A 19,702-nucleotide genomic window follows, 5' to 3' on the forward strand; every position below is an offset into this window, starting at 1 on the left:
CCAGCCCGTCGCGGACGGTCGCGGTGCGGCGGCGGGCCCGGCCGCCGCCGCGGCGCCGTCCGTCCGGGTGTTCGCCATGGTCATGCCACCGACGTTAGGCGAGGTCGCGAAGTGCGTATTGAACGTTCTTGCGGCCTCTGGGCGGCGGCGCTCGCACGCCCGGTCATGCGCGGGCGACACGTCGACGGCGTCGAGCCCGGCCTCGATCACGGCGGTCATGATCCGCGCGAGCCGGTCGGCGCCCAGCGAGGGGGCGTGCGCGGCCATCGCCTCGACGATCGCGCGCTCGCGCGCGCAGCGCGTCCGGCGAATCCGCCGACGGGCTTGAGCCGCTGGACGACGCCGCGACGGCGACGCGGCGTTCCAGCAGTGCGGCGAGCACGGCGTCGATGCCGTCGATCGCGGCCCGCGCCTCCCCGACGGTCCGCAGCGCCGCCGCGTCCGGCAGCGCCACCCGCAGTCGGCGGCGCCGGGGCCGGGCGCCCCGCTCGCCGGGGTGCCGCGCCCGTCGGCGGGCAGGCCGCCGCCCGCCGTGGACGTGCGGGGCGCGGGGGCGGCGGGCAGCGCCTGGTGCGTTTCGCAGGACGCGCCGGGAACGGCGCCGGGAGTGGAGGCGGCGGCCGGTGCGGGTTCGGGGGCGGTGGGGTCGTTGAGCTGGTCGTTCATGCGGGTGTTCCCTCTCTTGGGGTCCCGGCGGGACGGGCCGCGAGGGTGCGGAGGCTCGGGCCGCCCGTTCGGGGAAGTGTCGTTCCACGAGAAAAGGCAGAGCCCGTGGGGGCTCTGCCTGGGCCGGCTCCGAGGTCGTCGCTAGGTGCGTGCGTCGACCGGCTCACCCGGAGCCGGCTCGGTAAACGCGGTATAGCGACGGTCCATGCCGACGATGGTAGGCGGGGCGGCGGGGTGCCCGTCAAATTCCGGGACGGTTCGTCTCGTCCCGTGAGACGTCGGGCCGGGGGTGCCGACTAGCATGTCAGGCATGACGGGAGAGGTCGCACATTACTGGCGGCATCCCGCGCTGCCCGACGTCGGGCTGCTCAGGGCGCGGTTCGTCACCCACCGGTACGCGCGGCACGCCCACGAGGGGTACGCGATCGGCGTGATCGTGGCCGGGGTCGAGGAGTTCGAGTGCGCGGGCGGCGCCGAGCGGGCGGGGCCCGGCGCGGTCGTCGCGGTCAATCCCGGCGCCGTCCACACCGGGCAGGCGGGCGGGCCGGAGGGCTGGGCGTACCGGATGACGTACCCTTCGGTGGAGTCCTCGCGGAGATCGCCGCCGAGCTGGGCCTGCCGCGCGGCACGCCCGCGTTCCCGAGCCCCGTCCTGGACGATCCGGACGCGGCGCGGCGGCTGCGCGCCGTCCACCGGGCGGGGGAGCGGGGGGACGCCCTGGCGGCGTCCACGATGCTCCGGACCGCGTACGCGGCGCTGCTGCGGCGGCACGCGGGTCGGTTCCCCGCGGCGGTGGCGCCGCCCGCGCTGCCGCCCGCCGTGCGGGACGCGCGGGACGTCCTGCACGCGAGCCTGGTCGGGCCGCCGACGCTGGAGGAGCTGGCCGCGACGGTCGGGACCCGCCCGTTCCCGCTGCTGCGGGCGTTCCGGGAGGCCACCGGCCTGCCGCCGCACGCGTACCTGAACCAGGCGCGGGTCCGCGCGGCGTGCGCGCTGCTGGACGAGGGGCTGCGCCCCGGCGAGGTGGCCGCGCGCACGGGTTTCGCCGACCAGGCCCACCTGACGCGCCATTTCAAGCGCACGATGGGTGTTCCGCCGGGTGCGTACCGTGCGGCCCGGGCCTTTGGGAGTGTCGGGGCCCGAGAGCCCCGCGGGGCGGGTTAGGGTTTCAGGACCGCGCCGTCCCGGAGCTCCCGCCCGGGTCGGCGATCTTCCCCCGGGACCGACGGCGACACCGCGTGCCGACCCGCACGCGGGCGGTCGCATGCCACGAGCAGGAGGTGCGCCAGGCATGGCCGACTCTTACGTCCATCTGCACGTTCACACCGAGTACTCCATGCTGGACGGGGCCGCCCGGTTGAAGCAGATGTTCGAAGAGGTCGGGCGGCAGAAGATGCCCGCGATCGCGATGACCGACCACGGCAACATGCACGGCGCCTACGACTTCCACAAGCAGGCCACCGCCGCGGGCGTCACCCCGATCATCGGCATCGAGGCGTACATGGCGCCCGAGTCGCGGTTCCACAAGAAGAAGGTCCAGTGGGGCGAGCCGAGCCAGAAGCGCGATGACGTCTCCGGCGGCGGCCTGATCAACCACATGACGCTGTGGGCGCAGAACAAGACGGGCCTGCACAACCTGTTCAAGCTGTCCAGCCGCGCCTACACCGAGGGCTTCGTCTTCAAGTACGCCCGGATGGACGAGGAACTGCTCGCCGAGCACGCCGACGGGGTGATGGCCACCACCGGCTGCCCGTCCGGCAAGATCCAGACGCGGCTGCGCCTCGGGCAGTTCGACGAGGCCCTCAAGGCCGCCGCCACGTTCCAGGACATCCTGGGCAAGGACAATTACTACCTGGAGCTGATGGACCACGGGCTCGACATCGAGCAGCGGGTCCGGCAGGGCCTTCTGGACATCGGCAAGAAGCTGAACATCCCGCCGTCGTGACGAACGACTCGCACTACACCCACGAGTCCGAGGCGACCGCGCACGACGCGCTGCTGTGCGTCCAGGTGGGCAAGCAGCTCGCCGACCCCGACCGGTTCCGGTTCAACGGCAGCGGCTACTACCTGAAGACGGCCGACGAGATGCGCGGCATCGACTCCTCGGACGCCTGGCAGGAGGGCTGCCGCAACACCCTCCTGATCGCCGAGAAGGTCGACCCGGCGGGGATGTTCGAGTTCCACGACCTGATGCCGCGGTTCCCCGTCCCCGAGGGCGAGACCGAGGAGACGTGGTTCCGCAAGGAGGTCTGGAAGGGCCTGGAGCGGCGCTTCCCGGGCGGGATCCCCGAGGAGTACACGAAGCAGGCCGAGTACGAGATGGGCGTCATCCTCGGCAAGGGGTACCCGTCCTACTTCCTCGTCGTCGCCGACTTCATCATGTGGGCCAAGGAGAACGGGATCCTGGTCGGCCCCGGACGAGGCAGCGCCGCGGGCTCGCTCGTCGCGTACGCGATGGGCATCACCGACCTCGACCCGCTCCCGCACGGGCTGATCTTCGAGCGGTTCCTGAACCCCGAGCGCGCGTCCATGCCCGACATCGACATCGACTTCCCTGAAGACCGGCGCGCCGAGGTCATCAAGTACACGACGGAGAAGTGGGGCGCCGACAAGGTGTCCTTCATCGCCACCTTCGGCACCATCAAGGCGAAGGCCGCCATCAAGGACGCGGGCCGCGTCCTCGGCTTCCCCTACGCCCTCGGCGACCGCATCTCCAAGGCGTTCCCGCCCGCGGTCATGGGCAAGGACATCCCGCTGTCGGGCATCTTCGACGACAAGCACCCCCGGTACGGCGAGGCGGGCGAGCTCCGCAAGCTGTACGAGGAGGAGAACGACGTCAAGCAGATCATGGATCTGGCGCAGGGCCTGGAGGGGCTGATCCGGCAGACCGGCGTGCACGCCGCGGGGATCATCATGTCCGGTGAGACGATCACCGACCACGTCCCGATCATGCGCCGGGACGCCGACGGCGCGATCATCACGCAGTTCGACTACCCGACCTGCGAGACGCTCGGCCTGCTGAAGATGGACTTCCTGGGCCTGCGGAACCTGACGATCATCGACGACGCGCTGCAGGGCATCAAGAAGAACAAGGGCGTCGACGTCGACCTGCTCGCCCTGCCGCTGGACGACCAGCCCACCTACGACCTGCTCGCCCGCGGCGACACGCTCGGGGTGTTCCAGTTCGACGGCGGGCCGATGCGGTCGCTGCTGCGGCTGATGAAGCCCGACAACTTCGAGGACATCTCGGCCGTCGGCGCCCTGTACCGGCCGGGCCCGATGGGCGCCAACTCCCACACCAACTACGCGCTGCGCAAGAACGGCCAGCAGGAGATCACCCCGATCCACCCGGAGCTGGCCGAACCGCTCAAGGAGATCCTCGGCACCACCTACGGCCTGATCGTCTACCAGGAGCAGGTCATGGCGATCGCGCAGAAGGTGGCGGGCTACACGCTCGGCAAGGCGGACCTGCTCCGCCGCGTCATGGGCAAGAAGAAGAGGCCGAGCTGGACGCGCAGTTCGTCGGGTTCGAGCAGGGCATGGTCGACAGCGGCTTCTCCAAGGAGGCCGTGAAGACCCTGTGGGAGATCCTCGTCCCGTTCTCCGACTACGCGTTCAACAAGGCGCACTCCGCCGCGTACGGGCTGGTGTCGTACTGGACCGGGTACCTCAAGGCCAACTACCCGGCCGAGTACATGGCGGCGCTGCTCACCTCCGTCGGCGACGACAAGGACAAGAGCGCCCTGTACCTGAGCGAGTGCCGCCGCATGGGCCTGAAGGTGCTGCCGCCGGACGTCAACACCTCGGAGGCCGACTTCACCCCGCTGGGGGACACCGAGATCCGGTTCGGGCTGTCGGCCGTCCGCAACGTCGGGACGAACGTGGTCGACGGCATCGTCGCCGCCCGCAAGGAGAAGGGCGCCTACACCGACTTCAACGACTTCCTCAACAAGGTCCCGCCGATCGTGTGCAACAAGCGGGTCGTGGAGTCGCTGATCAAGGCGGGCGGGTTCGACGAACTGGGGCACGAGCGCAAGGCGCTGCTGATGGTGCACGAGCAGGCCATCGACTCGGTCATCGACATCAAGCGCAAGGAGGCCATCGGGCAGGACTCCCTGTTCGGCGCGCTGGAGGACGACGGCGGCGAGGACGCGTTCGCCGTCGCGATCCCCGAGGGCGAGGAGTGGGACAAGACCACTCTGCTGGCGTTCGAGCGGGAGATGCTCGGCCTGTACGTCTCCGACCATCCGCTGCTCGGCGTCGAGCACATCCTGGAACGCGAGGCCGACTGCACCATCGCGTCCCTCAACTCCGGGGAACGTCCCGACGGCCAGATCGTCGTCGTGGCCGGGCTGCTGTCGGGCCTGCAGCGCAAGGTCACCAAGCAGGGCAACTCGTGGGCGATGTTCCAGCTGGAGGACCTCGCCGGTTCCATCGAGGTGCTGTGCTTCCCCTCGGCCTACCAGCTGTGCTCCACGCTGCTCGCCGAGGACGCGATCCTGATCGTCAAGGGCAAGCTGGACCGCCGCGAGGACGTCGCGAAGATCATCGGCATGGAGGTCGTCCAGCCCGACCTCACGATCACCGACGCGGTCGGCCCGCTGTCGGTCAGCCTGCAGCTCAACCGCTGCACCCCGCCGACCGTGGCGCGCCTCAAGGAGGTGCTGACGACCCACCCCGGCTCCGCCGAGGTGCACCTGCACCTCCAGAACGGTCCCCGCACGACGGTCGTCCGCCTCGACGACCGCCTCCGCGTGTCGCCGTCCCCGGCGCTGATGGGCGACCTGAAGCAGCTCCTCGGCCCGTCCTGCCTGGGCTGACGGGCGGTCCGCGGCCCGGACGGACCCGGCGGCCGGGCGGGCCGGACGGCCGGGCGGGCCGCCGTCCGGTCAGCCGGGCAGGCCCGCCGGGCTGAGTTCGGCCCGCCACTGGACGAACCGGCCGAGGCCGTCGAACACGACGCGGGCGCGCCCGCCGGGCGCCAGGACCTCGGTCTCCATGTCGGTCTGCCGGTAGCCGACGCGGTGCTCGCCCAGGAACCCCGCGAGCGTGAGCCGCGGCTCGTGCGGGAACAGGCTCGCGGCGTCCGTCAGCAGCCGCGGCGCCGGGACCGGGTCGAAGGACGGGGCGGGCACCTGCGGGTCGTCCACGTGCAGGTACGCCGAGCCGCCGTCGTAGCCGGCGCCGATGTAGCCGCTGCCGCGCAGCACGCCGCCCGCGGCCATCGCGATCAGCTCGCCGCCGTGCCCGGCCGGGCCCTCGTACCAGGACAGGTCCACCTCGGGGGTGGTGAACTCGGTGATGCCGAGCCGTTCGCCGATCGTCCGGATGATCCGCGTCGGGACGACCGCGGGGTGCGCGTCGCCGAACTGCGGGTTCGCCCACCCCCACAGCCAGGTGCGCTCGCGCACGGCGTAGCTGCCGAGCAGCGAGACCCGGACCGTGACGCCGCCGCTGGTGTAGGAGCGGGCGGTGAGGTCGGCGCTCCAGTCCTCGCGGGGCAGAAACTCCGCGAGCGCCTCCTGCCGTTGCAGGACGACGGCCGCCAGGGCGGCGCCGAGGCGTTCGAACGCGGGACTGAATCCGGACATGTCGGGCACACTATCCCAGTGGTCGAGGCGGGTGCGGGCGTCGCGAGACCGCCCTTGCATTGTCGATCGGCTGACCACGGCAGGCTAGTCTTTCGCCGACAGCGGAGTCTCGGTTAAGGAGCGGGCGAGGTGCGGGGACCGACCGGGAAACGCGCGGCGACCGGGCTGGTCACGGCGTTGATCATGACGGTCCTCGGGCCCGTCGCGGGCCTGCTGTGGGCGTGGACGGCCCCCGAGGTGACATATGTCATCTTCCGCGGTGACACCTACCTCGCCGATCCCGAGAGCCAGGCGCCGATCGGGACCGACATCCGGTTCGCGCTGATCGTGCTGGTGGCGGGCGCGATCTGCGGCGGCGCCGCGTACCTGGCCGGGGGCCGCGGCAACGACATCGCGCTGCTGCTCGGCCTCGCCGCGGGCGGCGTCGTCGCCGGGCTGCTCGCCTGGCGGACCGGCCACATGATCGGCCTGGACGACTTCCGGTCCGCCGTGCGCGCCGCCGCCGACCGGGAACGCGTCACCGGCGTGGCCGAACTGCGCGCCCGGGGCCTGCTGGTCTGCTGGCCGGTCGCCGCCGTGGGCGTTTACGGGATCCTGGAGCTGTTCGTCCGGCGGCTACCCGCGCGCGACGACGGCGACCTCGGCGCCGGTGAGGCGGACGAGGTCGGCGGGACGCAGCTCGATCTGGAGTCCGCGCCGACCGGCGGAGACGTAGATCGTCGGGAGGGCTGACGCCGACGCGTCCAGCACCGTCGGCAGCCGCCTGCGCTGCCCGAGCGGGCTGATCCCGCCGACGACGTACCCGGTGGCGCGCTCGGCGTCGCGCGGGTCGGCCATCCGGGCCCGCTTGCCGCCCGCCGCCGCGGCCAGCGCCTTCAGGTCCAGGCTGCCCGACACCGGGACGACGGCGACGGTGAGGCGCCCGTCCACCTCGGCCAGCAGCGTCTTGAAGATCCGGTCGCGGGCGATGCCGAGCGCGTCGGCGGCGGCCGCCCCGTAGGACTCGGCGTCCGGATCGGGCTCGTAGGGGTGCAGCGTGTGCTCGATCTTCGCCTTCGCGGCGGCGACGGTGGCCGGGGTGCCGCCGCCTCCCTTCGATTTGCCCATGGGAGGAGTCTCCCGCACGCGTCCACCGGATTTCCGTATGCCGGGTCCGTATGCCGGGTCCGGGTGCCGGGTCCGGCCGTCAGTTCGGGTGGAACGAGCCGTCCAGGAACTGCCCGGCGGGGAGGGTCGGCAGCGAGGCCAGGATCCGGTTCTCCCGGACGAGCGCGTCCCGTTCGGCGCGCAGCCGCAGCGTCGCGTCCTCGCACTCCAGCAGCCGCTGCTTGTCGTGCCCGTCCAGGATCAGCGACGACGCGATCAGGTACGACAGCCGGACCGGGTCGGCGGGCAGGTCGATCTCCTCGGCGGGACCGGCGCCCGCGCTGCGCAGCCGCTCCAGGTACCGGCCGAACAGCCACCGGACGTGCCGCGCGGCGGGCGCCGGGTCGCTCCCGGGCTCCTCGGGGAGGTATTCGACCTCGCCTTGCAGGTAGGGGCGGGAACGGTCCTGTTCCTTGAGCCGGAACCGGCGGGTGCCGACGGCGACGACGTCGTACCGCCCGTCCGGGTGGCGCGTCGCGTCGTGGATCTCGGCGAAGCACCCCACCCCCGACAGCCGGCGCGCCGCGTCGTTGCCGACCTCGTGCCCGAGCTCGATGTTCACCACGCCGAACCCGCGCGGCTCGGGCGTCTCCAAAAGGTCGGCGACGAGCAGGCGGTACCGCTCCTCGAACAGGTGCAGCGGCAGCACGAGCCCCGGGAACAGCACGGTGCCCAGGGGGAAGAGGGCGATCCGCTCCGTCACTGTCTCTCCTGCGTTCCTGGCGCCCGCCGGCGAGGGACGCACTCCACAGCAGCCTACGACGCCGTTGATGATCTTGGTAAGGCGGGATTTTTCAGATTGTGAAGCGCGAGTCACCCCGCGGGGCCACGGTAACGTCGGCCCCATGCGGATGCTCGTCGTGGACGCCTTCACCGACCGTGCCTTCGCGGGGAACCCCGCGGGCGTGTGCCTTCTGCGGGAAGCGGCCGACCCCGCCTGGATGCAGCGCGTCGCCGCCGAGATGAAGCACTCGGAGACGGCGTTCGTCCGCCCGGTCGAGGCCCCGGACGCCGACTTCGAGCTGCGCTGGTTCACGCCGCTCGTGGAGGTGGCGCTCTGCGGGCACGCGACCCTCGCCGCCGCGCACGCCCTGTTCGACACCGGGACGGCCGATCCCGGCGCCCCGATCCGGTTCCGGACGCTGCACAGCGGCGTCCTCACGGTCGGCCGCGACGGCGACGGCGACGGTCCCGGCGACGGCGGCGGCACGCTGTCCATGGACTTCCCGGCCGTGCCGCCCGAGCGGATCGACGTCCCGGACGGGCTCGCCGCCGCGCTCGGCGCGGAGGTCCGGTGGGCCGGGCGCAACGCGCAGAACGACGTGCTGGCCGAGGTCGCGGACGAGGCGGCCGTCCGCGCGCGTCCGGACGTCGGCGCGCTCGCCGCCGTCGACGCCCGCGGCGCGATCGTCACCGCCCCGGCGGACGGGGACGCCGGCCCCGACTTCGTGTCGCGCTTCTTCGCCCCGCGCGTCCTGCCCGGCGACGCCGAGGACCCCGTGACCGGCTCCGCGCACTGCGCCCTCGCGCCGTTCTGGGCCGCGCGGTTCGGCCGCGGCGCGCTGACCGGGTACCAGGCGTCCCCGCGCGGCGGGCTCGTCCGCGTCGCCCTGCGCGGCGACCGGGTCGTCCTGTCCGGTTCGGCCGTCATCGTCCTGGACGGGACGTTCCGCGGCTGAGGCGCGGCCGAGACGAGCCGGAGCGGCGTGCGTCTCGGCACGTGAGACGGTGCGCGAGGGGGCGGTGCACTCCGTAGACTGGTCGGCGTGATTTCCCGTATCGACCTGCGCGGCCCGCTTCCCGGCGAGCTGCGCACCGTGCTGCCCCGCGCCGAACTCGACGTCGAGGCCGCCCTGGAGAAGGTGCGGCCCATTTGCGACGACGTCCGCCATCGTGGGGCGGAGGCGGTCCGGGAGTACACGAAGGCGTTCGACGGAGTCGAGCTGCGGAGCACCCGCGTCCCGGTCCCCGAGATCCACCGGGCGCTCGCCGAGCTGGACCCGAAGGTCCGCGACGCGCTGGAGGAGTGCGTCCGCCGCACCCGCGTCGTGCACCGCGCGCAGCGCCGCACCGACGTCACGACGCAGGTCGTGCCGGGCGGCACCGTCACCGAGCGGTGGATCCCCGTCGGCCGCGTCGGGCTGTACGTGCCCGGCGGCCGCGCCGTGTACCCGTCCAGCGTGGTCATGAACGTCGTCCCCGCCCAGGAGGCGGGCGTCGGGTCGCTGGCCGTCACCTCGCCCCCGCAGGCCGAGTTCGGCGGACGCCCGCACCCGACGATCCTCGCGGCGTGCGCGCTGCTCGGCGTCGACGAGGTGTACGCGGCGGGCGGCGCGCAGGCGGTCGCGATGTTCGCCCACGGCACCGCGGAGTGCCCCCGCGCCGACTTGGTCACCGGCCCCGGCAACGTGTACGTCGCCGCCGCGAAGCGGCTGCTCAAGGGCGTGATCGGCATCGACGCCGAGGCGGGCCCGACCGAGATCGCGATCCTCGCCGACGGCACCGCGGACGCGGTCGACGTCGCCGCCGACCTGATCAGCCAGGCCGAGCACGACGTCCTCGCCGCCGCCGTCCTGGTCACCGACTCGCCCGAGCTGGCCGACGCGGTGGAGACCGAGCTGAAGGCGCAGGTCGCGCGGACCAAGCACAGCGAGCGGATCACCGAGGCGCTCGCGGGCCGGCAGTCCGGCATCGTCCTGGTCGACGACGTCGAGGCGGGCCTGACGGTCGTCGACGCCTACGCCGCCGAGCACCTGGAGATCCACACGGCCGACGCGGCCGCCGTCGCCGCGCGCGTCCGCAACGCCGGGGCGATCTTCGTGGGCCGGCACGCGCCGGTGTCGCTCGGCGACTACCTCGCCGGGTCCAACCACGTGCTGCCCACCGGCGGGTGCGCCTGCCACTCCGGCGGCCTGTCGGTGCAGTCGTTCCTGCGCGGCGTGCACGTCGTCGAGTACGACCGGGACGCGCTCGCCGCCGCCACCGGACGGGTCGTCGCGCTCGCCGAGGCCGAGGACCTGCCCGCGCACGGCGCCGCGCTCAAGGCCCGCTTCGACTGGGAGATCCCCTCGTGACCGACCTGTCCGACCTGCCGCTGCGGGACGACCTGCGCGGCCGGGAACCCTACGGCGCCCCGCAGCTCGACGTCCCGTACGCGCTGAACACCAACGAGAACCCGTACCCGCCGTCCGAGGCGCTGGTGAAGGCGCTCGGCGCGGCCGTGACGGACGTCGCCGGGACCCTCAACCGCTACCCCGACCGCGACGCGGTCGCGCTGCGCGCCGACCTCGCGGCGTTCCTCGACGCCGACACGCCCGGCGCGGGCATCACCGGCGACCGGGTGTGGGCCGCGAACGGCTCCAACGAGATCATCCAGCAGATCCTGCAGGCGTTCGGCGGGCCCGGCCGCAGCGTGCTCGGCTTCGAGCCGTCCTACTCGATGCACCCGATCATCACGGCCGTGTCCGGCACCCGGTGGATCAACGCCGCCCGCGACGAGGACTTCACGCTCGAACCGGCGCGCGCCGTCGCCGCGGTCGAGGAGCACCGCCCCGACGTGGTGTTCCTCACCTCGCCGAACAACCCGACCGGGACGTCCCTGCCGCTGGAGACGATCGAGGCCGTGCTGGCCGCCGCGCCCGGCATGGTCGTGATCGACGAGGCGTACGCCGAGTTCCGCCGCTCCGGCACCCCGTCCGCGCTGACGCTGCTCGACGGGCGGCCCCGCCTGATCGTCACCCGCACCATGTCGAAGGCGTTCGCGATGGCGGGCACCCGGCTCGGCTACCTGGCCGCCGACCCCGCCGTCATCGACGCGCTGCTGCTGGTGCGGCTGCCGTACCACCTGTCGGCCGTCACCCAGGCCGTCGCCCGCACCGCCCTCGCGTTCCGCGACGAGCTGCTCGGCTCGGTCGAGGCGCTGCGCCGCGAACGCGACGAGATCGTCGGGTGGCTGCGCGGCGAGGGCTTCACCGTCGCCGACTCCGACGCCAACTTCGTCCTGTTCGGCCGCTTCCCGGACCGGCGCCGCGTCTGGGCGGGCCTGCTCGAACGGGGCGTGCTGATCCGCGAGGTCGGGCCGCCCGAGTGGCTGCGGGTCAGCGTGGGCACCCCCGGCGAGATGGCGGCGTTCCGCACCGCACTGAAGGAGAGCTTGTGACGCGCAAGGGCAGAGTCGAGCGCGGGACCAAGGAGACCCAGGTCCTCGTCGAGATCGACCTCGACGGGACGGGCCGGGTCGACGTGGCCACCGGCGTGGGGTTCTTCGACCACATGCTGGCGCAGCTCGGCAAGCACGGGTCGTTCGACCTGACCGTCAAGACGACCGGCGACCTGCACATCGACAGCCACCACACGATCGAGGACACCGCGATCGCGCTCGGCCAGGCGTTCCGCGAGGCGCTCGGCGACAAGGCCGGCATCCGCCGGTTCGCCGACGCGTCCATCCCGCTGGACGAGTCGCTCGCGCAGGTCACCGTGGACGTCTCGGGCCGCCCCTACCTCGTGCACGTCGAGCCGGACGGCATGGCCCCGATGATCGGCCCCGAGTACGACACCACGATGACCCGGCACATCTTCGAGTCGTTCGTGTCGCACGCGCGGGTGGCGCTGCACGTGCACGTCCCGTACGGGCGCAACGCCCACCACATCGTGGAGGCCCAGTTCAAGGCGCTGGCCCGGGCGCTGCGCGACGCGGTCGCGTTCGACCCGAAGGTGCACGGCGTGCCGTCCACGAAGGGGGCGCTGTAACCGTGGAGATCGGCGGCCTGGAGCTCACCTACGGCAGCATCGCGATCTTCGGGGTGGCGGTGTTCCTGCTGGCCGGGGTGTACAGCTTCATCAAGCAGGGCCTCAAGATCGCCGCGGTGATCGTCTTCGTGCTGGCCGCGCTGGCGTTCACCGGGGGAGTGGTGTGGTCGTGAGCCGCCCCGAGATCGTCGTCCTGGACTACGGGTCGGGGAACCTGCGCTCCGCCGAACGGGCCGTGGCGCGCGCGGGCGCGTCCGTCACCGTCACCGCCGACCGGGACGCCGCGCTGAACGCCGACGGGCTGGTCGTGCCGGGCGTCGGCGCGTTCGCCGCCTGCATGGCCGGGCTGAAGTCGGTGCAGGGCGACCGCATCATCGGCCGCCGGCTCGCCGGGGGACGGCCCGTGCTCGGCATCTGCGTCGGCATGCAGATCCTGTTCTCCAAGGGCATCGAGCACGGCGTCGTCACCGAGGGCTGCGACGAGTGGCCCGGCACCGTCGACCGGCTCGACGCGCCGGTCGTCCCGCACATGGGCTGGAACACCGTGGACGTCCCGGAGGCTCCGCCCTGTTCCGCGGCATCGAGGACGCGCGGTTCTACTTCGTCCACTCCTACGCGGCGCGGCGCTGGGAGCTGGAACCCGACCCGATGGGCCGGATCCGGCCGCCGCTCGTCACGTGGGCCGAGCACGGCGACCGGTTCGTCGCCGCCGTCGAGAACGGCCCGCTGTGCGCCGCGCAGTTCCACCCGGAGAAGTCCGGCGACGCGGGCGCCGAGCTGCTGCGCAACTGGCTGTCCACCCTCTCCTGAAAACACCCCGTCGATAAGGTTTCCGCATGACTTTGACCCTGCTTCCCGCCGTCGACGTCGCCGCCGGACAGGCCGTGCGCCTCGTCCAGGGCGAGGCCGGCACCGAGACGTCCTACGGCGCGCCGCTGGAGGCGGCCCTGGCCTGGCAGGAGGCGGGAGCGGAGTGGATCCATCTGGTCGACCTGGACGCCGCGTTCGGCCGCGGCTCCAACCGTGAGCTGCTCGCCGAGGTCACCGGCAAGCTCGACGTGAAGGTCGAGCTGTCCGGCGGGATCCGCGACGACGCGTCCCTGGAGGCGGCCCTGTCGACCGGCTGCGCCCGCGTCAACATCGGGACGGCCGCGCTGGAGAACCCCGACTGGTGCCGCAAGATCATCGCCTCGCACGGGGACCGCATCGCCGTCGGCCTGGACGTGCGCGGCACCACGCTCGCCGCGCGCGGCTGGACCCGCGAGGGCGGCGACCTGTGGGAGGTCCTCGCCCGGCTGGAGGCCGACGGCTGCCCCCGCTACGTCGTCACCGACGTCACCAAGGACGGCACGCTGCGCGGCCCGAACACCGACCTGCTCCGCGACGTGTGCGCCCGCACCGACAAGCCCGTCGTCGCGTCCGGCGGCGTGTCGTCCCTGGACGACCTGCGCGCCATCGCCACGCTCGTCCCGGACGGTGTCGAGGGCGCGATCGTCGGGAAGGCCCTGTACGCGGGCGCGTTCACGCTCGAGGAGGCCCTGGAGGCCGTCAAGTGACCGTCGCCGTGCGGGTCGTCCCCTGCCTCGACGTCGACGCCGGGCGCGTCGTCAAGGGCGTCAACTTCCAGAACCTGCGGGACGCGGGCGACCCCGTGGAACTCGCGCACCGCTACGACGCCGAGGGCGCCGACGAGCTGACGTTCCTGGACATCACCGCGTCCAGCGCCGACCGCTCCACCACCTACGACGTCGTCCGCCGCACCGCCGAGCAGGTGTTCATCCCGCTGACGGTCGGCGGCGGCGTCCGCACCGTCGACGACGTCGACCGGCTGCTGCGGGCGGGCGCCGACAAGGTTTCGGTGAACACCGCCGCGATCGCCCGCCCCGAGTTCCTCCGGGAGGCCGCGCACCGGTTCGGCTCGCAGTGCGTCGTCCTGTCGGTGGACGCACGGCGCGCGCCGGGCACCCCGTCGGGGTTCGAGGTCACCACGCACGGCGGCCGCAAGGGCACCGGCATCGACGCGATCGAGTGGGCGCGGCGCGGCGCCGACCTCGGCGTCGGCGAGATCCTGCTGAACTCGATGGACGCCGACGGCACCAAGAACGGCTTCGACCTGGACATGCTCGGCCGGGTCCGGGAGACCGTCACGATCCCGGTGATCGCCAGCGGCGGCGCGGGCGCGGTCGAGCACTTCGCGCCCGCCGTCGACGCGGGCGCCGACGCCGTCCTCGCCGCGAGCGTCTTCCACTTCGGCGACCTGAAGATCTCCGAGGTCAAGGACGCGCTGAGCAACGCCGGACACCCCGTCCGCTGACCCGCACGACCCGGAGCCCCCCATGCGCGTCGCCCTCGCCACCTGCACCCGCCTGCGACGGCAACGACGACGTCCGCGCCCTCGCCGGGCCCTCGCGGGCCTCGGCGTCCGCGCCGAGCCCGCCATCTGGGACGCCGACGTCGACTGGTCCCGGTACGACCTCGTCGTCATCCGCACCACCTGGGACTACACGCACCGCCCGGACGAGTTCCTCGCGTGGGCCGACCGGCTGCCGCACGTCCTCAACCCCGCGTCCGTGCTGCGCTGGAACACCGACAAGCGGTACCTGCGCGACCTCGCCGACGCGGGCGTCCCGGTCGTCCCCACCCGCTGGGACCCGGACGACGTGCCGTCCGACTGGCCCGAATACGTGATCAAACCGGCCGTGTCCGCCGGGTCCCGCGACACCGCCCGCTGGACCGCCGCCGAGCACGCGCGGGCCCGCGCCCACCTGCGCGGGCTCCGCGACGCCGGACGCACCGTCATGGTGCAGCCCTACCTGTCCCACATCGACACCGCCGGGGAGACGGCGCTGGTCTTCCTCGACGGCGAGTTCAGCCACGCCGCCCGCAAGGCCCCGATCCTCGCGCCCGGCACGGGCGTCCAGGGCCTGGTGCTGCCCGGCGACGGCCGCGGGGAGATCACCGCCGCCACCGCGACCGACGCCGAACTCGACGTCGTCCCGCTCACCCTCGCCGCCGTCCCGGACGCGCCCGGACTCCTCTACGCCCGCGTGGACCTCGTGCCCGGCCCGGACGGCGACCCGGTCGTCCTCGAACTGGAACTGGCCGAACCGAACCTCTTCCTGCGGCACGGCCCCGGCGCGGTGGAGGTCCTGGCCAAAGCGGTGCTCGCCCGGCTCTGACCAGGACGGCCGGAGCGGTCAGGGGCCGTCAGGGGCCGTCAGGGGCCGTCCTGGACGAGCCCGGCCTCGGCCTCCGGGTCCGGATCGGCGTGCTCGGGGGACGCCTCGGCGATCGGCAGGACGATCGCCGACGGGTGATCCGGGTCGTGGAAGACCTCCTGGTGGGCGGCGACCATCGTGCGGGCGGTGATCAGCGGCTCGCCGGTGCCCGGGTTCGCCGCGACCTTCGGGTGGGCGCCGCTCGTCACGTGCACCCGGACGCGGTGGCCGCGGCGGAACCGGTGCCCGGTCGGCCACAGCTCCACCGCGATACGGCGGATGCCGTGCGTGCCGACGGGTTCGTCGGCGGCCGCGGGCAGCCGCAGGCCGCCCTCGCAGACGTTGCGGGACGCGCCGTCCGGTCCCACGTCGCAGAGCCGGACGACGAAGTCGGTGTGCGCGCGGTCGGACCGGACGAACAGGTCGGCGGCGAGCGGCCCGATGACGTCCAGATCCCGGTCGAGGACCGGCGAGGTGAACACCAGCACGTCGTGCCGCCGCTCCAGCGGCCGGTTGTCGACCGGGCGGGAACTGCCGAGCAGCGTTGGGCCGCCGAGCGCCGGGGTCGGGTGCGCGGGGTCGAACCGGTAGGCGCTCGGACGGCAGCGGCGCGGGCCGTCCGGGCCGAGCCCGCCGCCGGGGTGCAGGTGCCAGCGCTGCTGGACCACGCCGGGCGGCGGCCAGTCGCGGTAGTCGCGCCACTCGCGGGCGCCCGTCACGTACACCCGGACGGGGTCGGGGCGCAGGCCGGACGCGTCGCCGAGCAGGTGCGCGCGGAACCAGGCGAGGGACTCGCGCAGCGACACGATCCCGTGCCGGGGATCGGTGTGCCACCAGGGCCCGATCGTGAGGTAGGGCCGGTGCCCGGCGGCCCGCAGCGCCAGATAGTCGCGGACCTCCCACGGCAGGAACACGTCGAACCAGCCGCCGAGCAGCGTCACCGGCGCCGACACCTCGCCGACGGTGCCGCTGAAGTCGCGGGTGTCCCAGTAGCCGTTGTCGGTGCCCTGCGCGGCGAGCAGGTCCTGGTAGAAGCGCATCACCTCGCCGCCGGTCAGCACGTCCAGCTCCGACAGCGGACGGCCCGACGCGGCGGCCCGCGCCACCCGGCGGCGCGCGAACAGCGGGCCGGTCAGCAGGCCGAGCGGCTGCTGCTGCTGGTGCGTCAGGTTCGTCCAGGTCAGCGTGGACTCCAGCGCGAACGACCCGCCGACGTACGCGGCGTCCCGGAACGAGGACGCCGTGACCTGCAGCGACATCGCCTTCAGTTCGGGCCCGGCCTCGGCCGCCGTCGCCCACGCGGTGTAACCGAGGTAGCTGGCGCCGTAGGTCGCGAACGTCCCGTCGAACCACGGCTGCCGCTTCAGCCATTCGACGGTGGCGAGCCCGTCGTCGCGTTCGCTGCCGAGCGGGTCGAACTCCCCGCCGGACCCGAACGTCCCGCGCGCGCTCTGCGCGACCAACTGGAACCCGAACGGGACGAACAGCAGGCCGTTCGCGAGCGCGGCCGGTCCGCGCCGTCCGTACGGGGTCCGCACGAGGATGGTGGGGCGCGGCCCCTTCGCACCGGCCGGGACGTACCGGTCGGCCAGCAGCGTCACGCCGTCCCGCATCGGCACGGGAATGTCGCGCTCGACGGTGTAGCGGGGCAGCGTGGGCGGCCACGGGAGCCCGGGGAGCCCGGGCAGCCCGGGCGGGCGCGGCAGCCCGGGCGGGCGGGGGATCCGGATCGGCGGAGTGGGCAGTCGGTCCCACGGGGCCATGTTCCCCTCCCCTGTCCTGGCCGGAGATCACCTTCCCGGCGAATCGCCTGTCCGGCGGATCCGCCTTCGCGGCGAGTCCGCCTTCCCGACCATACGTAACCGTTCGAGCGGCCCCGAATCCCCGCCGCCGCACGCGTCCCGGCCGTCCGGCCGACCCGGTCTGGTGGACGGGCCCTCCGGATGAGATCGTGGACTGGACCGGTCCTGATCAGGGGTGACAGCAGGGGGACGACATGTGGCCTGGGGCGAATCTGCCGATGGGACCGCCGCCCGTGGGGCCGGCCGGGCCGACCGGGCCGCCCCCGCCCATCCGGCCCGCCGCGGGCTGGTACGCGCTGCCGATCACGATGGGCGTCCTCGCCGTCGTGGTCTTCTTCGGGGCGTTCGCGCTGCTGTGGAACGAGTCGGAGGTCGCGGACGGGCGGCCCGTGGAGGGGCCGGAGTCCGGCGTGTCCCTCCGGCTGGAGGAGGGCTACGGCTACTTCGTCTACGTGCGGGACGCCGCGGAGCCGGACGAGTGCCGGGTCGTCTCCGGGGAGCGGACGATTCCGGTCCGGTTGACCGACGAGCATTCGTGGGTGGCGTCCGAGGTCGACTCCTACGCGTACGCGGCGACGTTCACGGCCCCGGTCACCGGGCAGGCGCAGGTGGCCTGCGCGGGGACGGGCGGCTGGATCCGGGTGCAGCCGGACGACGCGTCCCTGCTGTACCTCGGGCTGTCGTTCTTCCTGTCGCTCGGGCTGCTGATCGTCGCCCTGGTGTCGCTGCCGATCATCATGCTGCGGCGCAGCGGGGCCCGCCGCCGCGCCGCCGCCGTCACCGGCCCGCCCTACGGGTACTGACGGCTTCCGGCCTACGCCGGGTCAGGCGGTGAGTTCGCGTTCCAGCGGGGTGCGGAACCGCGGGATCGCGCGGACGTCGCCGTACCAGGCGGCGATCCGGCCGGCCTCCCGCTCGGCGGCCGCGCGCGCCTCGGCGCCCGCGTCCTCCAGGAAGCGCAGCGCGATCTCGCCGTCCGGCCGCTGCGCCCAGCCGCCGACGACGCGGCCGTCCCACCAGATCGTCGGGCCGATGTTGCCGTTGCGGTCGAACAGCGCGGGACGGTGCTCGCCGAGGAACCAGCCGCGTTCCTGCCAGCCCATCGGGGTGGGGTCGAGGGCGGGCAGCAGCGCCGCCCACGGCTCGGGCGCCTCGACCGGTTCGAGGTCGTCGGTGAGGACGATCCCGGCGGCGCCGTCGAGATCGACCTCGGTGGTGTCGAGCGGCGCGAGGGCCTTTTTCACCTGGGCGGCGGTCCAGCCGGTCCACCACTTGAGGTCGGCGGCGGGGGCGGGCCCGAACGCCCGCAGCCACCGCTCCACGAGCGCGGTGCGGGCGTCGTCGGCGGGCATCGGCGCGATGCCGTCCGGCAGCCACTTCTCGACCGGCGCCCACTTGTACTGGCTGCTGGTCCACGACCCGTTCGGACGGCCGCGCACGATCCGCCCGGCGCAGCCGAGGACGACGAGCACCCACGTGGTGACGCCGGTGGGCCTGGAGTACGACTTGCCCGGCGCGGGTCGACCCGGGTCCGCAGCAGCGGCTCGGCCGCGCTCAGCTGGGCGCCGGTCGCCTCGCCGCGGGCCAGCAGCGCGCGGTGCGCGGCCTCCTCCAGTTCGGTGAACCACGCGAGGACGTCGGTGAGGCCGGGGTCGCGGTCGATGAGCCCCTTGTCGATCATGCGGGCATAGGTCGTGCGCTGCTTGGCGGCGAGCGCGTCGGCGGTGGACGCCTGCAGGACGGGCACGAGTTCGGTGGGCGCGACGAACATCGTCCGCCGCATCGCCAGCATCCGCAGCAGCGTGCGGTCGTCGTACAGGGCGCGTTCCACCGCCGCCGGGGCGGCCGCCGCGCTGCGCGCCGCGACGGACAGGAACACCGTCGCCGGGTCGGTGGCGTGCAGCACCACCATGGAACGGGCGATGTCCAGGACGTCGTCGGTCCTGGACATCGCGGCCAGCCGGTGCCGTCGCCCGAGCCGGGCCCGCCGCTGCGCGGCGCTGATCGAACGCATGTGCGAGAGTCTACGCCCCTCAGGCGTTGGCGGTGATCTCGACGACGACCTTGTCCTGCGTCACCGACTTCACCGAGACGTCGAAGCCTTCGGCCTCCTCGGCCTGCTGGCCGTCGCCGACCGGCACGGTGATGTTGTTGCCCTCGATCGCGAGGGTGACGGTCTCGCCCTGGACGCTGACGAGTTCGGCGTCCACGCCGAGGATCGAGGCGCTGGCCTCCACGCCGCGGTCGAAGGTCACGGTGCAGGAGTTGACGTCGCAGTCGGTTTCGGCGTTCGTCCCGCCGCACGCCGCGACCGCGGCGAGGGGCAGCAGGAGAACGGGGAGGATGGCCAGCTTCCGCCGGGCAAGGGAGTTGGTCATGAGGGGAGTGTATGAGGGCGGGCGCCGCCCGGTCGCCCTCCGGCAGGCGGAACTTCGCGAAGCGGATGTAATACCGGACGGTGACACTCCCGCGCGGCGGCTCGGCTGGATCGCCGAGGCCCGCCGTGATCTTCTTGATCTCGTGGAGGAGG

General features: G+C 73.4%; 18 protein-coding genes and 4 pseudogenes. 14 read left to right on the forward strand and 8 right to left on the reverse strand.

Annotated elements, in window-relative coordinates; translation table 11 throughout:
• Positions 1-666, reverse strand: a pseudogene (locus tag BJF79_RS66650) (hypothetical protein); the annotation flags it as partial.
• A gap of 310 nt (positions 667-976) precedes the next feature.
• Here BJF79_RS66650 and BJF79_RS09125 point away from each other — a divergent pair.
• The 3 genes and pseudogenes from BJF79_RS09125 to dnaE all read left to right on the forward strand — a co-directional run bounded on the left by BJF79_RS09125 (position 977) and on the right by dnaE (position 5,486).
• On the forward strand, positions 977-1,630 hold the full coding sequence (locus tag BJF79_RS09125) for an AraC family ligand binding domain-containing protein (RefSeq protein ID WP_316043308.1): 654 nt from the start codon (positions 977-979) through the stop codon (positions 1,628-1,630).
• On the forward strand, positions 1,582-1,830 hold the full coding sequence (locus BJF79_RS65395) for a helix-turn-helix transcriptional regulator (protein WP_316043309.1): 249 nt from the start codon (positions 1,582-1,584) through the stop codon (positions 1,828-1,830). The genes BJF79_RS09125 and BJF79_RS65395 overlap by 49 nt, the downstream gene beginning before the upstream one ends.
• A 127-nt stretch (positions 1,831-1,957) precedes the next feature.
• Positions 1,958-5,486: pseudogene (gene dnaE, locus BJF79_RS09130) on the forward strand (DNA polymerase III subunit alpha).
• A 69-nt stretch (positions 5,487-5,555) separates the two neighbouring features.
• Here dnaE and BJF79_RS09135 read toward each other — a convergent pair.
• Positions 5,556-6,257 carry a DUF6882 domain-containing protein gene (locus BJF79_RS09135; protein ID WP_075896265.1) on the reverse strand — a complete coding sequence of 234 codons (702 nt, stop codon included), beginning with the start codon at positions 6,255-6,257 and terminating at the stop codon, positions 5,556-5,558.
• Between the two features lie 129 nt (positions 6,258-6,386).
• On the opposite strand from BJF79_RS09135, the gene BJF79_RS53020 reads away from it, so the two are divergent.
• Entirely contained in the window at positions 6,387-6,989 is a 603-nt protein-coding gene (locus tag BJF79_RS53020; protein ID WP_262401750.1) for a hypothetical protein, read from the forward strand.
• On the opposite strand, the gene ybaK is transcribed toward BJF79_RS53020, so the two are convergent.
• Both ybaK and BJF79_RS09145 read right to left on the reverse strand, forming a co-directional pair.
• Positions 6,873-7,364, reverse strand: a complete 492-nt coding sequence (gene ybaK / locus BJF79_RS09140) for a Cys-tRNA(Pro) deacylase (RefSeq protein WP_075896240.1) — start codon at positions 7,362-7,364, stop codon at positions 6,873-6,875. The two genes, BJF79_RS53020 and ybaK, sit on opposite strands and share 117 nt — an antisense overlap.
• A gap of 79 nt (positions 7,365-7,443) precedes the next feature.
• The gene (locus BJF79_RS09145; protein WP_075896242.1) at positions 7,444-8,106 is read right to left on the reverse strand and encodes an LON peptidase substrate-binding domain-containing protein; all 663 of its coding nucleotides are present in this window, start codon (positions 8,104-8,106) and stop codon (positions 7,444-7,446) included.
• A 142-nt stretch (positions 8,107-8,248) separates the two neighbouring features.
• Between BJF79_RS09145 and BJF79_RS09150 the strand changes: the two genes are divergently transcribed.
• From BJF79_RS09150 to BJF79_RS09185, 9 genes and pseudogenes are all read left to right on the forward strand, one after another.
• Complete coding sequence (locus BJF79_RS09150) at positions 8,249-9,082, forward strand: PhzF family phenazine biosynthesis protein (protein ID WP_075896245.1); 834 nt, start codon at positions 8,249-8,251, stop codon at positions 9,080-9,082.
• 87 nt (positions 9,083-9,169) lie between these two features.
• Positions 9,170-10,477 (forward strand): histidinol dehydrogenase, encoded by a 1,308-nt coding sequence (hisD, locus tag BJF79_RS09155; protein WP_075896247.1) that lies wholly within the window; start codon positions 9,170-9,172, stop codon positions 10,475-10,477.
• On the forward strand, positions 10,474-11,562 hold the full coding sequence (locus BJF79_RS09160) for a histidinol-phosphate transaminase (protein WP_075896249.1): 1,089 nt from the start codon (positions 10,474-10,476) through the stop codon (positions 11,560-11,562). Before hisD ends, BJF79_RS09160 begins: the two co-directional genes overlap by 4 nt.
• The gene (gene hisB / locus BJF79_RS09165; protein WP_075896251.1) at positions 11,559-12,152 is read left to right on the forward strand and encodes an imidazoleglycerol-phosphate dehydratase HisB; all 594 of its coding nucleotides are present in this window, start codon (positions 11,559-11,561) and stop codon (positions 12,150-12,152) included. The genes BJF79_RS09160 and hisB overlap by 4 nt, the downstream gene beginning before the upstream one ends.
• A 2-nt stretch (positions 12,153-12,154) precedes the next feature.
• Positions 12,155-12,325 (forward strand): hypothetical protein, encoded by a 171-nt coding sequence (locus BJF79_RS57105; RefSeq protein WP_187356976.1) that lies wholly within the window; start codon positions 12,155-12,157, stop codon positions 12,323-12,325.
• Positions 12,322-12,962: pseudogene (gene hisH / locus BJF79_RS09170) on the forward strand (imidazole glycerol phosphate synthase subunit HisH). Before BJF79_RS57105 ends, hisH begins: the two are co-directional and overlap by 4 nt.
• Before the next feature lie 26 nt (positions 12,963-12,988).
• Positions 12,989-13,708: a bifunctional 1-(5-phosphoribosyl)-5-((5-phosphoribosylamino)methylideneamino)imidazole-4-carboxamide isomerase/phosphoribosylanthranilate isomerase PriA gene (gene priA, locus BJF79_RS09175; RefSeq protein WP_075896253.1), complete on the forward strand. Its 720-nt coding sequence runs from the start codon at positions 12,989-12,991 to the stop codon at positions 13,706-13,708.
• Entirely contained in the window at positions 13,705-14,466 is a 762-nt protein-coding gene (hisF, locus tag BJF79_RS09180; RefSeq protein ID WP_075896255.1) for an imidazole glycerol phosphate synthase subunit HisF, read from the forward strand. Before priA ends, hisF begins: the two co-directional genes overlap by 4 nt.
• A 22-nt stretch (positions 14,467-14,488) precedes the next feature.
• Positions 14,489-15,331: a RimK family alpha-L-glutamate ligase gene (locus BJF79_RS09185; protein WP_075896257.1), complete on the forward strand. Its 843-nt coding sequence runs from the start codon at positions 14,489-14,491 to the stop codon at positions 15,329-15,331.
• A gap of 38 nt (positions 15,332-15,369) precedes the next feature.
• Here BJF79_RS09185 and BJF79_RS09190 read toward each other — a convergent pair whose 3' ends face one another.
• Positions 15,370-17,133 (reverse strand): CocE/NonD family hydrolase, encoded by a 1,764-nt coding sequence (locus BJF79_RS09190; protein ID WP_075896259.1) that lies wholly within the window; start codon positions 17,131-17,133, stop codon positions 15,370-15,372.
• Between the two features lie 257 nt (positions 17,134-17,390).
• Here BJF79_RS09190 and BJF79_RS09195 point away from each other — a divergent pair, with 257 nt between their 5' ends.
• Positions 17,391-17,975, forward strand: a complete 585-nt coding sequence (locus BJF79_RS09195) for a hypothetical protein (protein WP_075896261.1) — start codon at positions 17,391-17,393, stop codon at positions 17,973-17,975.
• 21 nt (positions 17,976-17,996) lie between these two features.
• Here the strand turns inward: BJF79_RS09195 and BJF79_RS09200 are convergent, their stop codons facing one another.
• From BJF79_RS09200 to BJF79_RS09205, 3 genes and pseudogenes are all read right to left on the reverse strand, one after another.
• Positions 17,997-18,800 (reverse strand): winged helix DNA-binding domain-containing protein, encoded by an 804-nt coding sequence (locus tag BJF79_RS09200; protein WP_410050062.1) that lies wholly within the window; start codon positions 18,798-18,800, stop codon positions 17,997-17,999.
• Positions 18,767-19,186: pseudogene (locus BJF79_RS59070) on the reverse strand (DNA glycosylase AlkZ-like family protein); the annotation flags it as partial. The gene BJF79_RS09200 and the pseudogene BJF79_RS59070, both read right to left, overlap by 34 nt.
• Positions 19,187-19,205: 19 nt before the next feature.
• Complete coding sequence (locus BJF79_RS09205; protein WP_075896263.1) at positions 19,206-19,550, reverse strand: hypothetical protein; 345 nt, start codon at positions 19,548-19,550, stop codon at positions 19,206-19,208.
• Positions 19,551-19,702: the final 152 nt, after the last annotated feature.

The organism is Actinomadura sp. CNU-125, from assembly GCF_001942465.1.
Lineage (GTDB): Bacteria > Actinomycetota > Actinomycetes > Streptosporangiales > Streptosporangiaceae > Spirillospora.

Coding starts and splice junctions, on each gene's coding strand:
- BJF79_RS09125 (WP_316043308.1), top strand. CDS start 977: ATGACGGGAGAGGTCGCACATTACTGGCGGCATCCCGCGCTGCCCGAC.
- BJF79_RS09135 (WP_075896265.1), bottom strand. CDS start 6,257: ATGTCCGGATTCAGTCCCGCGTTCGAACGCCTCGGCGCCGCCCTGGCG.
- ybaK (WP_075896240.1), bottom strand. CDS start 7,364: ATGGGCAAATCGAAGGGAGGCGGCGGCACCCCGGCCACCGTCGCCGCC.
- BJF79_RS09150 (WP_075896245.1), top strand. CDS start 8,249: ATGCGGATGCTCGTCGTGGACGCCTTCACCGACCGTGCCTTCGCGGGG.
- priA (WP_075896253.1), top strand. CDS start 12,989: ATGACTTTGACCCTGCTTCCCGCCGTCGACGTCGCCGCCGGACAGGCC.
- BJF79_RS09185 (WP_075896257.1), top strand. CDS start 14,489: ATGCGCGTCGCCCTCGCCACCTGCACCCGCCTGCGACGGCAACGACGA.
- BJF79_RS09190 (WP_075896259.1), bottom strand. CDS start 17,133: ATGGCCCCGTGGGACCGACTGCCCACTCCGCCGATCCGGATCCCCCGC.
- BJF79_RS09195 (WP_075896261.1), top strand. CDS start 17,391: ATGGGACCGCCGCCCGTGGGGCCGGCCGGGCCGACCGGGCCGCCCCCG.
- BJF79_RS09205 (WP_075896263.1), bottom strand. CDS start 19,550: ATGACCAACTCCCTTGCCCGGCGGAAGCTGGCCATCCTCCCCGTTCTC.